Raw genomic sequence first — 14,282 nt, 5'->3', positions numbered from 1 at the left:
TTACATGACAAGGGAGGGCAAATGTATGCCTTCCCTTGTCATGTATATTATGCTCCCTTTTCAGCAGATACCGCATCACCAAAAGACCTGCATCGGCGTGTTCTAGTTATGCATAAGGCCAGTGGGTGAGGCAATGATTTTCATAGCAAAGCCGAAGCAGCCGCAGCTGATCGAATTTGCTTTTTTTCTGTTGGAGCGGGGACTGATAATATTGGCCGCAAATTTCATCAATACCCATCTGCAATGAAGGTGATAGAGGGAAGGTCAGCGAAAGCGACTCTGATGCAGTAGAAACCAGCCCATTCCTAAAAGCAGCAGTGCAAAAGCATCATACGAAATGTCGTATAAAATCTGGTCAGGCCCTGGCCTAACGTGGTGAATCTGCAGGATATGGTGGTCTAGAATGCCTTCAAGTAAAAATAAAAATGATCGCCGTCACCAGCATATGAAAGCGTCCATAACTAACAATGACTAAACGGAATAAAACACTGTTGACACGACACTGTTTGGTGTCATATAATTAAAACGACACCGAATGGTGTCTTAATGGAAATCTGATACTGAATTGGATTCGTCTTTTGGAGAAAGACCAAGGAGACGCCGCTTTATGATTTAACGACGCAGGTTTATATAGATCTAACAGCGGTTCCACCCAAGCGAACCTGTTGCCGCAAAAAAATGAGATAAGAGGAGAAATGCATAATGTCCAATATCGTTGATTTCAAAACTGTGTCCGCGGTTGGTTTAGAATCTTCACCTGTTGCAGAAGCGCTTGCCGGTTTACGTGCTAATGAAGCCCGTTACTATATGAACAAATACAAGCATGAATTTACGGTTGTACCAGCTAGCGAAAGTAAGGAGACCCTGGATTATGTGAACCGGATTTTGAAGGAAGAACGAGATATTGAGTTTTCAGCCAAGCCTTTAGAGACATCACGCTTTCAAGTGGAAAATATCAAAATGGCCTACGTTTTTTATGAGGATGGTCTTGCGGTCAATGTCATGTATACGGTCGATGACCCTAAGAAGCGGGCCGTTGGTTTTAAGCTTTCTGAGGGGATGGAGGTACCCAAGGAGCTGGAAGGGAAGTTTAAGTTTGCCAGGCAGAAGTCTAAGCTGGCTGGAACTATCCGGGGCTCATTTTTTATCATTAAAGGAGAATATTAAAAGTAAGCTAAAACAGTCCCCTCGCCTTTTGCGGGCAGGAGACTGTTTTATTTTTACGATGCTCTTTGAATCGAAGGTCCTTGGTAATGGGTGAGTGTCATGACCATGCGCGCTTCATATACGACGTTCCCTTTGCTGTCGGTTTCGATATAGGAGACATTGACGATTTTTTTGAGATATTGCTGATAAAAATTCACGGTTTCTCGGGGATACAGATAATAGGAAGTGGTGATCCATACCGGAGGCTGATATCGGAATCCGTTGTAGCCTACCAATGTACTGATATTTTTGTCGTTCCACATATCGGGCATTGGTGCTCCGCTGTATTGATCGAAGCCCACTTCATTCCCTGCATACCATCCACTCGCATAAACATCATACTTATACGGAGTCGTGTTGGTGGTCGAGCCTATGATGTCTTTCAGCGCCTGACTACTCGTCGTATTAAATACAATGCGGGCAGAGCCCGTGCTGTTCGGGGACATGTGATAGTTATCCGTCCAATACCAATCCGATAGACTGTTTGCCGATGCGGTTCCCGCACCGATTCCGAAGGGCAGCAGGCCAAACGACAGAACAAGCAGTAAAGCAAACCATTTCATCGTTTTCATAAAATCATACCTCCAGTATAAAGAGTCGATTGCCGGTTGCAGCCCGAATGGATTTGATCTGAGGATCATTTGCTTATCTTACAGGCCCACGATGGCCTCCTCCCGTACTCCGCAGCTTCAACCTGACAGGTAGATCATACCACCCCCGATTTCCTACCGTCATGGGGAGCGTCATCCCAAGGACTGGGAAGTTTTCTCGAGGATATTCCCAAGCATTTTCCCAGGCCAATTCCCTTGTTCTTGAATATGCGGAATAAATCGGTTGAAGGTGGCGCTCTTCGAACTCATGTATGTCATTTAGCGAGTTGGTGATTTAGAGCAAAGAGGCACTCATAGTTACGGTGGACGACCTGCGGATCTCGTTACGACTATGTCTTTTCCTATGTATCTTTTGCTATAGGCAGAAAAACAGTAAAGATTGTACCTTCATCCGGCTTGCTTGCAACGCGGATGAAACCGTCGTGGGCCTTTACATAATGATGGGCGATAGCTAAACCGAGCCCCGTACCGCCTGTATACCGTGAGCGCGCTTCATCTACCCGGTAAAAGCGATCGAATAGGTGGGACAGTTCTTCTGCAGGGATTCCGATACCGGTATCGATCACCGAGACGCATGCAAAGTGCGTATTCTGATCAACGACCCGGTCTGCGATTTCAACTGTAATCTTCCCTCCCCGTGGAGTATAACGAATCGCATTGGAAAGCAAATTAAAGAAAACCTGCGTGATCCGTCTCGCATCGACCATCACAATTACAGGCCTCGAATTCGTAAGAAGGTGAATGTCCAAGCCGTTTTCTTCCGCTTCGTATTTCACATCATCTACGATTCGATTTAGATGTACCGTCAGGTCGAGCGGCCTGCGATCGAGCGACAACCTACCCGCTTCGGCGAGCGACAATTCATGAAGATCGTCGACAAGCTGGCTGAGCCGGATGACCTCGTCGTGAAGCCGCAGCAGCTTTTCCGGCGGGACATGATGACCGGCCTGCTGGTAATTTTCCAGTTTAAGCTGCATTACAGACAGCGGTGTGCGAAGCTCGTGAGCAACATCGGCTACCAGTCGTCTGCGGGCTTCCTCTGCTTCACGCAGGCGAAACGTCATATCGTTGAACGTTTGGGCAACTTTCCCATACTCATCTTTTGTATCTACAGGTACTTTAACGTTCAGATCGCCCTGCGCCACGCGTTCTATGGCTGCTATGAGCTTTTTGAGCGGGAGGGTCAGTACCCCCGATATCCAAAAACTGAAGAACAATCCAATCGTAATAAAAAAGAACAAACGTACACCGTGCGTGACTGTAATTAGTTCGTTCAGGCTCATATTGTCAAGGATATAAGATTTAAAGATTTCGATTTGCTCTTCGGGCGTGGCATTCAAATAATGAGCATCCAGTTGCTCTCTTTGGAATTGATCGATCAAGCTGCCTGTGTAAACCCGCGTTGTAAGGGAGAAAGTGATGCTTACAATGAACACCAACAGTCCCATGCAGGCAAATATTTTCATGCGGACCGTCATCTTCATGAACGTTCACCGAACCGGTATCCGAAACCATATACCGTTTGAATATAACGAGGATCGGAGGGGTCGTCTCCCAATTTACGGCGAAGATTCCGTATATGGGAATCCATCGTTCTTTCGTACCCCATGTACTCATCCTCCAAAGCAGTCTTTAACAGTTGCAACCGACTAAAGACGATGCCAGGACGACCCGCAAGTGTGAACAAAATTTTGAACTCGGTCGGTGTCAATTGGATTTCCTGACCGTCCTTGAATACCTGACATTTGGCCTCGGAAATGAGCAAATTGTCTCTTTCCAAAACCATCAACCTGTCATCATGTCCCCGCAAACGGCGAAGTAAAGCTCGAATGCGAGAAGCAAGCTCACGCAAGCTGAAAGGCTTCGTCAAATAATCATCTGCGCCGATTTCCAGACCGACGATTTTATCCGATTCTTCCGAGCGGGCCGTGACCATAATAATGCCGCAATGTGAAGTATTCCTTAGCTCGCGGCATACTTCGATACCGCTTTTCCCGGGAAGCATCCAATCAAGCACGACGAGATCTGGCCGTTCTGACCGGGCAATCATGAGCGCTTCGTTGCCGGTGCAGGCGGTCAATACTCGGAACCCTTCGCGCTGCAAATAGGTCTCCATCTCCTCCAGCATGCCCGGTTCGTCCTCCACAAGCAGCAATTTCGGTTCCATTCCCATCGCCTCTTTCCCATTTAGTCTGCTTCCATTGATTTAAGTTATTTCGTTTACCGAAATTATACCGTGATATTGCAGGTTCTTAAAGAACTCCACGCAAAGAGAGGAGGATCTGCATAAGTTCTCGACATTTGTAGTGTAAACTGGCTGTGAAAGGCGGGAAATACTCCCAAAGAACAGGAAGAACAATGAATCTGGAAGTAGAAGGAAAACTAAAAAAGGAGAAGTTAACCAATGAAAATGAAGCTCTGTTCCTTTGTAATGCTTTGTTGTTTTCTACTTGTGCCAACTATTGCCTCTGCTGAAGCGACCAACGGTAATGTTGTTTACGGATTTACCAATGGGCGATTATGGGCCGCAATGGACGCGTTGGTGGGGCTGGCCAGCGCCATCATCGGCGGGCTGTCCTTGGCTCGCTCTGCTGGTCGTATCGGTAATGGATCCGGTCGACGCGGGGCCATAGTGGCCATCGTATTGGCGGTAGTCGTCATAGTCTACGCCGGGCTGCATCTAACTAACTTCACAGGTGATTTCGGTACTGGCAGCGGGAAGGCCGGGGCTATCGTGGCCATCATGATGGGACTGACCGGTGTAGTCCTCGCGGGGCTAACACTGGCCCGCACCCGTCGCACCAGCTGACCCGACTTTGTACTCCTAGTTAATTCGAATAGCGATGCGTTACGTCCACCCCATAATCAAGAGAAGAAACGGCTATGTTGAGTAGTCGTTTTTTTTCGTGATACGGTTATTTTTGTTAAAAAATTGGTTGGATCGACAATAATAGTCACCGTTTGCATCACGTTTCTGAGACAATCGACATTCCAAATCTAGTATGATCATTAATAATGGAAGAAACATATAACTAGGGTAAAGGACGGAGCAATGAAATGCCGATAAAAGGGAGTATTTTAAAGCATAAGATTGATTTTGATAACGCCCGATATTTTCGATTTCATGTAGCTGTCTTGCAAAATGGCAGAATCATTGACTACGGAGGTGTTATTGAATCTCATTCAGACGAATCCGTTATCATAAACGGCGGTAAATACTTAAAAGCCAATTGTGAATTCAAGGTTCGGCGTTAAGATGAACAAAGCATTTCCCTAGTATCAAGACGACAAGAACCTAATTTCTAGTAGGATCAGGACCCGCGCTCTGCGCGGCTTTTTTATTTTAAGGGAATGTTTTTATCTTTTTCTGGGGGAAGAACGTATTAAAGTACTCGTCTATACTGGACGATGAATTCTTCACATAATGAAATTTAGATTTCATGATATACTGTCCATATCTTGCTAAAATTGTATGGGGCTATAGAAGTATGAAAAGAAAAGAGTGGATTAACGCTTGCGGGGTCTTACTCCTATCATTTAGTATTTGTACTCCTGTAGGAGCATTGGACAACAGTAATGTAACAGGCGCAGCTTTTACTGATATTCGTGGCTTTTGGGCAGAAGACGCAATTTCAGGAGCATTGCACAAAGGGTTACCTACGAACATTCGTTCTATAATTAGGGTAACGTCCTTGATTCGGAGATGATTTATCCATGGATTTAAAGGATCTGAAAAGGCTCGCCGAAGAATTGGATGATAGCGGAAAGCGAGAGCTTATCTACTTTTTGCAGTCCCGAACCAAGGGAATGGTGTCTCCAATACGAGCAATAGATGAAATACAAGAGCAGAAGCATAAGGATGGGCTTGTTTGTCCGCATTGTAAAAATCACTCGGTCGTGCGGTTTGGGAAGTACGTTGTAAAAACACGTACTGGGGAGGTAAAACGTCAACGTTACCGTTGTAAGTTCTGTCGTCAAACGTTTAACGACCTTACGAACACGCCTCTCCAACGCACACGCAGACCTCATCTTTGGGTACGATTCATTGAATGCATGATTGAAGGCTTTTCCCTTTGTAAGTGTGCTGAAATACTGCACGAAGAAGTTACGCATGTGACCTTGTTCTACTGGCGGAATAAAATCCTCGCCGCTTTGAAGCAAATTCCAACCGAAGCTTTCCAGGGTATCGTCGAAATGGACGAGACTTATTTCTTGTTCTCTGAAAAAGGTAAACGGAACATTGCCGATCGCAAGCCACGTAAACGTGGCGGCGAAGCCAAATATCGTGGCATCAGTAACGACCAAGTGTGTGTACTGGTTGCCCGTGATCGTCAAAAATGACTTACTCTGGTGTTCTTGGACGTGGGCGTATTCGGACAAAGAAATTGGATGAGGCGATTGGTGGTCATTTATCTGACTCTAACGTGCTTTGCACCGATTCGTGGAGGGCATTCAGTTCATATGCGAATGCGAGAGGCTTAGCTCATTACCGTTTTAAGTCAGATGAAAAACAGCGAGTAAAAGGCGTGTACCATATCCAAAACGTCAACAGCTACCATAGCCGTTTGAAAAAATGGATAGATCGCTTCAATGGTGTTACAACGAAATATTTACAGCATTATCTGGCTTGGTTCCGTTATATAGATAGCAAAGAATATGAGAATACAGCGTCGAATAAGAAAAATATGTTGGTCGTCTCCTGCCTGTTTAATGTGAATGAAACAAACACCAAACTCCGAACGATAACAACTCCTCACTGAAATAACGAGAAGGAGCGAGTAAACAGGTGAAAACATAACTTTATTGTGGGAGTGTAAAATATGAAAAAAATATTATTGGTTTGTATTATGATAATGTTGATGCTAGCAACGGCTTGTGGAAATGTTGAAATGACATCAAATCCAAATACTTCTAGTGAGCCTAAACCTGCAACGGATGAGTCTATTATTCCAAAAAACACATCCGAATCTTGTCTTGTAAATCGTATAAATTTGGATAGTGAAACTGAAAAATATTTCTATGGAACTTGGAATGTTGAGAAGCTTTTAGGATTTGCAAATTCATATAATGATGCTTCTGAATATCCAACAGGGCAAAAATTTATTGGAGATGAAATTATAATCAAAAAAGACTTTTTTTCATCAAAAGGACTTAAAAACTATAGTGATTATCAATATGAACTAAAAAATCCATTATATGAGATCACAGCGACATGCTATAACTCTGACTCTTTTTATAGATTATATAAAATAGATATCCCAGACTTAAATATAAATGATGTAGTAAAAGCAATAGGTATAAGTGACCCTTCTACAAAACTTAGCATACCTGTAAGTGTAAGTTATTTTGTTGTTAATAACGATAGGCTTATCTTGTTATCAGAGGCAACTATTTTTGAGCTTAAAAAAATTACTGATTAAATTGCTTCTCAAAACACCTGACGAGCAGTCCGAGTCTGAAGATAGAGATCCTCAAACCGTTTGGGACGCCGAGAATGGAAAGATGTTATCTGCCCCCGCATCTACACGTGAAGAAGCCCTGGCATTATCCAATAAGTTAATGCGTGAATTTTTGAAACCATATGGGAATCCGTTACAATAACTTGTCCATTATATGATTGTGGACAGGTACGATAGTTAAATAAACCGCCTTTTTTACAAGGCGGTTTTCAATTGGTCATATATCAACATTAGAATTTAACATAGCCAATAACTAAAGAGCGCTGATGGTCGATGCTAACCGTCTAGTCCGTCACATCCAGCCAGCTTTCAGCGTAGCAAGGTGCGGCACCGCCACACTCCACATGAAGATAGAAGCCGCTGGTTGTTGTATGGAACTCCCCTCCAAATCCCGATTCGCCGGACTGGATATCGCTAATGCAGTCATAATAGAGGATTAAGGTTGCAAAATGGGAATGCAAAGTCATGATAGCATAGGAATATATGGTAAAATATAGGTGGTTCAAACTTTTTCCTGGCGGGATCTCCCTAATTCGATTTCATTATCTTGAACGGCATGCTTTACTCCGCCAGCAAGAATACAGGGGAGTTTTCTGCATAATCATTTTAATTGATTGTAGCTTGCATCCGATTATCAATGATAAGATGGCTCTAAAAGCAATTTATTAGATATCGACGTGTCAGGGCGTAATGGTTGCCCGCAGCAGCACACGGGTAATTAACCGAATTATTGAAAGGGGTTTCAATCAAGAGGAGTTCCGTGCTCTAAGAATCAAGGCCCCGATAGAGGCTTTCATCTGATGGAATGGGGGAGAAGGATGCTAAGAAAATGGCGGTCACCTTTTGCATTTACATCCGGACCGGTTCGCAGAAAAGTGCTCATTATCGCTTCTCTGCTTGCAACAATACCGGTATTGATTATGGGAGCCACGGCTTATTATATCGCCAGCGGAAAATTCATTGAAGAGATCCGTGTTGCCAATAAACAGACCATGCTGCAAATTCAGCAGCGAATCGACGAGAAGCTGATTACGTTGGAGAAAATTACGCTTCAGAATGCGGTCAATCCGACGCTGTCGCGATTTCTTTCGCTGTCGAATCCCGAAGAGGATATCGAGAATTTGGGAATGACCATGACGATTCTGAACTCCATGCAGGTATTGATTGAGGACGTGGATGCCGTATATTTGTACCGTCCCGACAAGCAGCTTGTCGTATCTCCGAACCTGGGCAGGGTGGGGGAAGAGGTGCTGCCGGAATATGTAAGGGAAGCCATAAGCCACAATCCCCCCAAGATATGGCTTGACCATAAGCTCGAATCCAGTCTGGTCCGCGACGGCTTCCATCAGGTCACCTTTGTCCGAAGAATCAATGCCACGGACCCTATGCAGCCTGGCTATTTGATCATCAACTTGAACGATACCACGTTCTTCCGTGTATTCAGCAATATGCGGCTCGGCTCCAGGGAGCTAGTTATTGTCACGCCGAGCGGTAACATCTTTTCGGACGGAACGAAAAGCCATATCCAGAACCGGTTCGAGCATTATGGCTTTTTCCGCGAGATGATGGCATCGGATGCCAGCGAAATGCTCATGACCGAGCAAGTCGACGGACGCAGCATGTCGATCAATTATTTGAAATCGAACTACAACGGATGGAAATATGTTACCATTGTGCCTTACAGCGATCTGACGCGGCATCTGCAGAAGATCAAGCAAATGACCTTTATGATCTGCCTATTGCTTGTACTGGTCAGTACAGCTGCGACGGGGCTGCTGTCCAAACGATGGTATCGCGCCCTGCAATCTTTGATTGATCTGATCAAGAATAAGGGAGGCCTTGCGGAGGCCCAGAAAAACCAGAATGAGTTTGCCCTCATCCGGAATTATTTTGAATCGTTAAATAAGAATAATGAGCTTCTGGGCAAGCAAATTGAAGAGTCGATGCCACTATTGCGAGTGAACTTCATCCAGAAAATGCTGACCGAGCCGTTCCACAGCAGCATGAGAGAACGCGCGGTGTATTATAACATTCCTGTGCTGCATGCCTACTACACGGCGATCTGTATAGAGCTGGATAACATGAGAGGTCATACGGAGCAGGATGCTAACCTTTTTCACTATGCCGTCATCAACATTGCAAAGGAAATAGTCAGCCGGCATTCGGAGGGTTTGGTTGTCCAGATGCACAGCGGCCACATCGCCGTCTTGATCAATCATGACGCGGAGGAGCTGTCGCTCACGGATTTGAAAGCAAAGTCATTCTCTATTTCCGAGGAAATACGCAATGTATCCGAAAGCCTGCTTCATATAACCGTAACCATTGGAATCGGGCACAGCTATGAAGGTCTTGAGCATGCGAGAAGCTCCTACCGGGAAGCGCTGGAGGCCTTGGAATATCAGCTGGTTGAAGGAAGCGGCCGGGTCCTGTTTATCGGGCAAATCAAGCCGGGACCATCCTCCTTCTCCTATCCTTATGAGATCGAGCAGCAGATCGTGACGCATCTTAAGCTGGCTAATTTACCGGCCATTCACAACCTGCTGGATGATTTCGCTCAAGCGTTAAGAACAGAATTATTCAATCATGAGCATGTTCGGCAGTCCTTTACCCAGCTTATTGCGGCTTCCTTACGGGCATTATTTGAAATGGACCCCAACAGCACTCATCTTCATGCCTACAATCTCTACCAGCGTCTGAATGAGCTCAATACCTCGCACAAAATTGTGAAATGGCTCAAAACGGACGTTTATCCTCCTATGGTCGATCACATTAGTATCCGAACGGTTCAGCGCAAGCATATGACAATTCAAAAAGTGCTGGACCACATTCATCAGCATTATGATACGGATTTGTCCTTGCCCCTGCTCGCGGGTCTGGTATCTATGCCGGTCTCCCAGTTCAGCCATATGTTCAAGACGGAGGCCGGAATGACCTTCTCCGAATATTTGATTGCGTTCCGAATGGAGAAGGCGAGACATCTGCTGGAGACGACGGACACCAAAATATCCGATATTGCGGAAAAGCTTCGGTACAATAATTCGCAGAACTTTATTCGCGTGTTCAAAAAGATCAACGGAATCACTCCCGGAGAATATAGGCTGCGCAGCTCAACTGCTCAGCATGGGGTCCAACAGGGCCCCTTGATCCACGACTGATCACAAGCAAAGAGGCTTTCTTACGGTCACTAGAGCCGATAAGCAAGCCTCTTGTTCATTTACCTAAATAATCATAAGATGTGATTATTTTCTAGAGGAGGATTACATGATAATCTGAGAACCAGCTGCGAATTATACTTTCAAAGTGGGAGGCTTAACCGTGGAATTAAAGCATGAACTGGCTGGGAAGGGTGTTGCAGTCCCGAGAAGCAAAATCGCCTTCTTGAAAAGAGAACTCGTAAGGAACAAGTATGTGTATTTGATGCTTGTACCTGTTCTTGCCTACTATTTGATCTTCCATTACGGACCGATGTATGGTCTTTTGATGGCATTTCAGAAAAGCTATAGTCCGGTAAAAGGAATTTTTGCAGGGACTTGGATCGGGTTAGACAACTTCATAACGTTCTTCAAAAGTTTCTATTTCTGGAGACTGCTTCGGAATACGGTGGTATTAAGCTTCTACAGCATCGTCTTCGGTTTTCCGGCGCCTATCGTACTGGCCTTACTGCTGCATGAAGTGAGGAGCAAGGTGTTTAAACGGACGGTGCAAACCGTAAGCTATCTGCCGCACTTTATTTCTGTCGTTGTTGTGGTAGGAATGCTGAAGGCATTTTCCTCTTTGGATGGCGGGCTGTTTAACGTCATTCGCTCACTCTTCAGTTTGGGTCCGGTGATGTTCTTTACGGAATCGGATATGTTCCGGCCGATGTACATCCTGTCTAACATTTGGCAGGGGGCGGGATGGGCTTCCATCATCTTTTTGGCAGCGCTTTCGAATATTGACTCCCAATTGTACGAGGCAGCCAAGGTCGATGGGGCCGGAAGATGGAAGCAGCTGCTTCACATCACGATTCCCGGGATCATGCCTACGATGATCATTATGCTGATTTTGCGCCTGGGAGCTATCATGAACGCGGACTTCCAAAAAATTTTGCTGATGCAAACCGCATCCACATATGAAGTATCCGATGTTATTTCAACCTTCGTCTACCGGTCCGGCGTACTGGAAGCGAATTACACGTATTCGACCGCTATCGGCTTGTTTAACGGTGTGATCAACTTTTCGTTCCTGATCATTGCGAACACCTTGAGCCGAAAAGCGAATTCAACGAGTCTATGGTAGCAGGGGTGAAACCATGAAACAATCGGTAGGCGAACGAATATTTGACGGATTTAACTATTTGCTGCTATCTCTTGTGATTGTACTGTCGGTATACCCGATGCTCTATATTTTCAATTCCTCCGTCAGCGATCCGGATGCGCTTCTGCGGAGCAGGTCGTTCATGCTATTACCCGCAGGGTTCCAGCTGGAGGCATACAAGCAAGTGTTTCACAATCCCAAGATCTATACCGGGTATATGAACACGTTGTTTTATGTAATCGTCGGAACGGCGGTCAATCTGCTGATGACGTCTCTCGCGGCCTATGCGCTGTCCAGAACTGATCTGTACGGACGAAAACTCATCATGAAGCTGATAACCTTTACCATGTTTTTCAGCGGCGGTATGATTCCGACCTTTTTGCTCGTGCAGAACCTCGGGCTGGTCAATAGCCGGCTGGCCATCATCATTCCTGCGGCCATAAGCACCTTCTACTTCATTATTATGAAGACCAATTTCGAGAGCATACCGAACGAAATGCTGGAATCCGCCAAATTGGACGGCGCTAATGACTTCACCATTTTGTTCCGGATTGTGCTGCCGGTCTCCAAAGCAATCCTTGCGGTAATGACATTGTATTACGCAGTAGATCATTGGAACGATTTCATGGCGCCTCTCCTGTATTTGCGCAAGCAGGAATTATACCCGATACAAATTGTGCTTAGGGACATTTTGCTCAGCAATAGCATGGAGGCCATGGGTGCAGGAGCGGATACCGGCTATGCAATCGGCGAGAACATCAAGTATGCGACGATTATTATTTCCACGCTGCCGATTATGATGGTTTATCCGTTTATCCAAAAGTATTTTGTCCAAGGTGCTTTAATCGGCGCCGTTAAACAATAAATAAACATAAATGGGGATGATTGTGTCAATGAAGAAAAAGCTATTGCCTGTTGCCTGCTGTACGCTTATAACGGCCAGCCTCTTCGCCGGATGCTCCGATAAAGGAGGGGAATCTGCCCCAGGTGCAAGCACGTCGCCCGGGACGAAGGAGGAAGCGTTGACCTCGATTCCGCTGCCTATCACGAAGGAGCCGATTACCATCAGCTACTGGCGCGCGAATGACCCCAAGCTGACCGCCTCACTGCAAAATTTCGGTGAAATGGCCGCTTACAAAAAGAAGGAGGAGCTGACCGGAATTAAGGTCAATTGGACCCATCCGCCGTTAGGGCAGCAGAAAGACCAGTTTAACCTGCTGGTTGCTACGAACGATATGCCGGATGTCATCTACTACAATTGGGCCGACGCTGTGGGCGGGCCGGAGAAGATGCTCGCGGACGGGCGGATCATCAAACTGAACGAATACATCGATAAATATGCGCCGAACCTGAAGAAGCTGATTGAGTCCGATCCGGAAATCAAAAAACAGATTTCACTGGATGACGGCACGATCTACATGTTCCCCTACATTCGAAGCGATGCCAAGAAACTGAATGCTACCGCCGGTTTGATCATTCGAAAAGACTGGCTGGATAAGCTGAATTTAAAAATGCCGACGACCATTGACGAGTGGTATACCGTCCTGAAAGCTTTCCGGGAAAATGATCCTAACGGAAACGGGAAGAAGGATGAGCTTCCATTTACAGGAAACAACGGAGCAGGCAACATGACCCGGCTTCATGATTTCGCTCCCGCCTTCGGCGTGCTCGGCGGCATGCAGTTCAAGGACGGCAAAATCGTTTACGGCCCGCTCCAGCCGGAATACAAGAAATTTATCGAGACGATGGCGAAATGGTACGCAGAAGGTCTAATCGATCCGGAAATCATGACGAACGATTCCAAAGCCTTCGATTACAAAGTGACTAATAACCTGGCCGGTGCATACCAAGGCGGGGTATTCAGCGGGATGGGGAAATACTTTAACCTGATGAAGGAGTCAAATCCGCAGTTCGACCTGGCCGGTACGCCATGGCCGACGGGGTCTGCCGGGAAGCCGTACTCCACCTTTACGCTTAACACGAAAGTACTAACCTATGGGGAAGCGATCACCTCCTCGGCAGATAAGAACAAGATCAAGTATATTGTGCAGTGGATGGACTTTAACTACAGTCCTCAAGGCCACGACCTGTTTAATTTTGGCATTGAGGGCGACAGCTATACGAAAGAGGGCAGCGCGATCAAATTTACGGATAAGATTTTGAAAAATCCGAAGTTAACGTATGACCAAGCGCTTGCTTCCTATGCTCTCTCCATTATGGACGGTCCCATGAATCAGGACAGCCGATATCTCGATTCCTTGCTGACCTTCCAGGGGCAGAAGGAGGCGAACGTCGTATGGATGAAAGCTGACGACTCGCTCCCGCTTCCAACCTTGCGTTTCACGGAGGATGAGTCGAGGCTGAATGCTTCCGTCATGAATCCTATCACGACGTACTTGAACGAGATGATGACCAAATTCATCACAGGCAAGACACCGCTCTCCGAATACGACAAGTTTACAAAAACAATTCAAACGATGGGAATCGATCAAATTGTTAAGGTGTATGAGGAAGCCTCCAAGCGTTATCAAAAACGCTAATCAGGGATTGGAAAAGAATCGCCGGGCAAACCATATCGGGGTATCCGGCGATTCTGTAATATTTTTACAAATGCGAGCACTAATGGATCTCTTGCAGGATCATGAATCCGGAGAGGAGATGATCGCCATGTAACCTTGAGAAGCTTGCCGGGAAAACCATTCAGAAAGCG

Annotated in this window: 11 protein-coding genes and 1 pseudogene; 8 read left to right on the top strand and 4 right to left on the bottom strand. The window is 45.9% G+C overall.

Translation table 11 applies throughout. The annotated features are described in order from the left end of the window. Window positions 1–264: 264 nt before the first annotated feature. Complete coding sequence (locus ABEA66_RS13535; protein ID WP_345587990.1) at window positions 265–405, bottom strand: DUF2243 domain-containing protein; 141 nt, start codon at window positions 403–405, stop codon at window positions 265–267. Between the two features lie 297 nt (window positions 406–702). Between ABEA66_RS13535 and ABEA66_RS13530 the strand changes: the two genes are divergently transcribed. Then, window positions 703–1,167, top strand: a complete 465-nt coding sequence (locus ABEA66_RS13530; protein ID WP_192705568.1) for a phage tail protein — start codon at window positions 703–705, stop codon at window positions 1,165–1,167. Window positions 1,168–1,220: 53 nt separating this feature from the next. Here ABEA66_RS13530 and ABEA66_RS13525 read toward each other — a convergent pair whose 3' ends face one another. The 3 genes from ABEA66_RS13525 to ABEA66_RS13515 all read right to left on the bottom strand — a co-directional run bounded on the left by ABEA66_RS13525 (window position 1,221) and on the right by ABEA66_RS13515 (window position 3,984). Further along, window positions 1,221–1,778, bottom strand: a complete 558-nt coding sequence (locus tag ABEA66_RS13525) for a hypothetical protein (protein WP_345587938.1) — start codon at window positions 1,776–1,778, stop codon at window positions 1,221–1,223. A 380-nt stretch (window positions 1,779–2,158) separates the two neighbouring features. Continuing rightward, on the bottom strand, window positions 2,159–3,301 hold the full coding sequence (locus ABEA66_RS13520; RefSeq protein ID WP_345587936.1) for a sensor histidine kinase: 1,143 nt from the start codon (window positions 3,299–3,301) through the stop codon (window positions 2,159–2,161). Then, window positions 3,298–3,984: a response regulator transcription factor gene (locus ABEA66_RS13515; protein WP_079911022.1), complete on the bottom strand. Its 687-nt coding sequence runs from the start codon at window positions 3,982–3,984 to the stop codon at window positions 3,298–3,300. The genes ABEA66_RS13520 and ABEA66_RS13515 overlap by 4 nt, the downstream gene beginning before the upstream one ends. Before the next feature lie 237 nt (window positions 3,985–4,221). Between ABEA66_RS13515 and ABEA66_RS13510 the strand changes: the two genes are divergently transcribed. The 7 genes and pseudogenes from ABEA66_RS13510 to ABEA66_RS13480 all read left to right on the top strand — a co-directional run bounded on the left by ABEA66_RS13510 (window position 4,222) and on the right by ABEA66_RS13480 (window position 14,112). Then, entirely contained in the window at window positions 4,222–4,626 is a 405-nt protein-coding gene (locus tag ABEA66_RS13510; RefSeq protein ID WP_345587934.1) for a DUF6223 family protein, read from the top strand. Between the two features lie 905 nt (window positions 4,627–5,531). After that, a pseudogene (locus ABEA66_RS13505) lies at window positions 5,532–6,577 on the top strand (IS1595 family transposase). Between the two features lie 60 nt (window positions 6,578–6,637). Next, a complete protein-coding gene (locus tag ABEA66_RS13500; protein ID WP_079911018.1) occupies window positions 6,638–7,237 on the top strand; it encodes a hypothetical protein in 600 nt (199 codons plus the stop codon). A gap of 857 nt (window positions 7,238–8,094) precedes the next feature. Then, window positions 8,095–10,431 carry a helix-turn-helix domain-containing protein gene (locus ABEA66_RS13495; RefSeq protein WP_345587932.1) on the top strand — a complete coding sequence of 779 codons (2,337 nt, stop codon included), beginning with the start codon at window positions 8,095–8,097 and terminating at the stop codon, window positions 10,429–10,431. Window positions 10,432–10,591: 160 nt separating this feature from the next. Next, window positions 10,592–11,554 (top strand): ABC transporter permease, encoded by a 963-nt coding sequence (locus ABEA66_RS13490; RefSeq protein WP_345587931.1) that lies wholly within the window; start codon window positions 10,592–10,594, stop codon window positions 11,552–11,554. A gap of 13 nt (window positions 11,555–11,567) precedes the next feature. After that, window positions 11,568–12,437: a carbohydrate ABC transporter permease gene (locus ABEA66_RS13485; protein ID WP_192705559.1), complete on the top strand. Its 870-nt coding sequence runs from the start codon at window positions 11,568–11,570 to the stop codon at window positions 12,435–12,437. Between the two features lie 28 nt (window positions 12,438–12,465). Next, window positions 12,466–14,112 (top strand): type 2 periplasmic-binding domain-containing protein, encoded by a 1,647-nt coding sequence (locus ABEA66_RS13480; protein WP_345587930.1) that lies wholly within the window; start codon window positions 12,466–12,468, stop codon window positions 14,110–14,112. Window positions 14,113–14,282 lie beyond the last annotated feature (170 nt).

This window comes from Paenibacillus vulneris (assembly GCF_039543185.1).
Classification (GTDB): domain Bacteria; phylum Bacillota; class Bacilli; order Paenibacillales; family NBRC-103111; genus Paenibacillus_S; species Paenibacillus_S vulneris.
This window is presented reverse-complemented; position numbering and strand designations above follow the sequence as displayed.

Bases quoted from the DNA above. Each gene is read 5' to 3' on its own strand.
- ABEA66_RS13480 (WP_345587930.1), top strand. From the start codon at position 12,466: ATGAAGAAAAAGCTATTGCCTGTTGCCTGCTGTACGCTTATAACGGCC.
- ABEA66_RS13485 (WP_192705559.1), top strand. From the start codon at position 11,568: ATGAAACAATCGGTAGGCGAACGAATATTTGACGGATTTAACTATTTG.
- ABEA66_RS13525 (WP_345587938.1), bottom strand. From the start codon at position 1,778: ATGAAAACGATGAAATGGTTTGCTTTACTGCTTGTTCTGTCGTTTGGC.
- ABEA66_RS13530 (WP_192705568.1), top strand. From the start codon at position 703: ATGTCCAATATCGTTGATTTCAAAACTGTGTCCGCGGTTGGTTTAGAA.
- ABEA66_RS13495 (WP_345587932.1), top strand. From the start codon at position 8,095: ATGCTAAGAAAATGGCGGTCACCTTTTGCATTTACATCCGGACCGGTT.
- ABEA66_RS13515 (WP_079911022.1), bottom strand. From the start codon at position 3,984: ATGGAACCGAAATTGCTGCTTGTGGAGGACGAACCGGGCATGCTGGAG.
- ABEA66_RS13500 (WP_079911018.1), top strand. From the start codon at position 6,638: ATGAAAAAAATATTATTGGTTTGTATTATGATAATGTTGATGCTAGCA.
- ABEA66_RS13510 (WP_345587934.1), top strand. From the start codon at position 4,222: ATGAAAATGAAGCTCTGTTCCTTTGTAATGCTTTGTTGTTTTCTACTT.
- ABEA66_RS13520 (WP_345587936.1), bottom strand. From the start codon at position 3,301: ATGAAGATGACGGTCCGCATGAAAATATTTGCCTGCATGGGACTGTTG.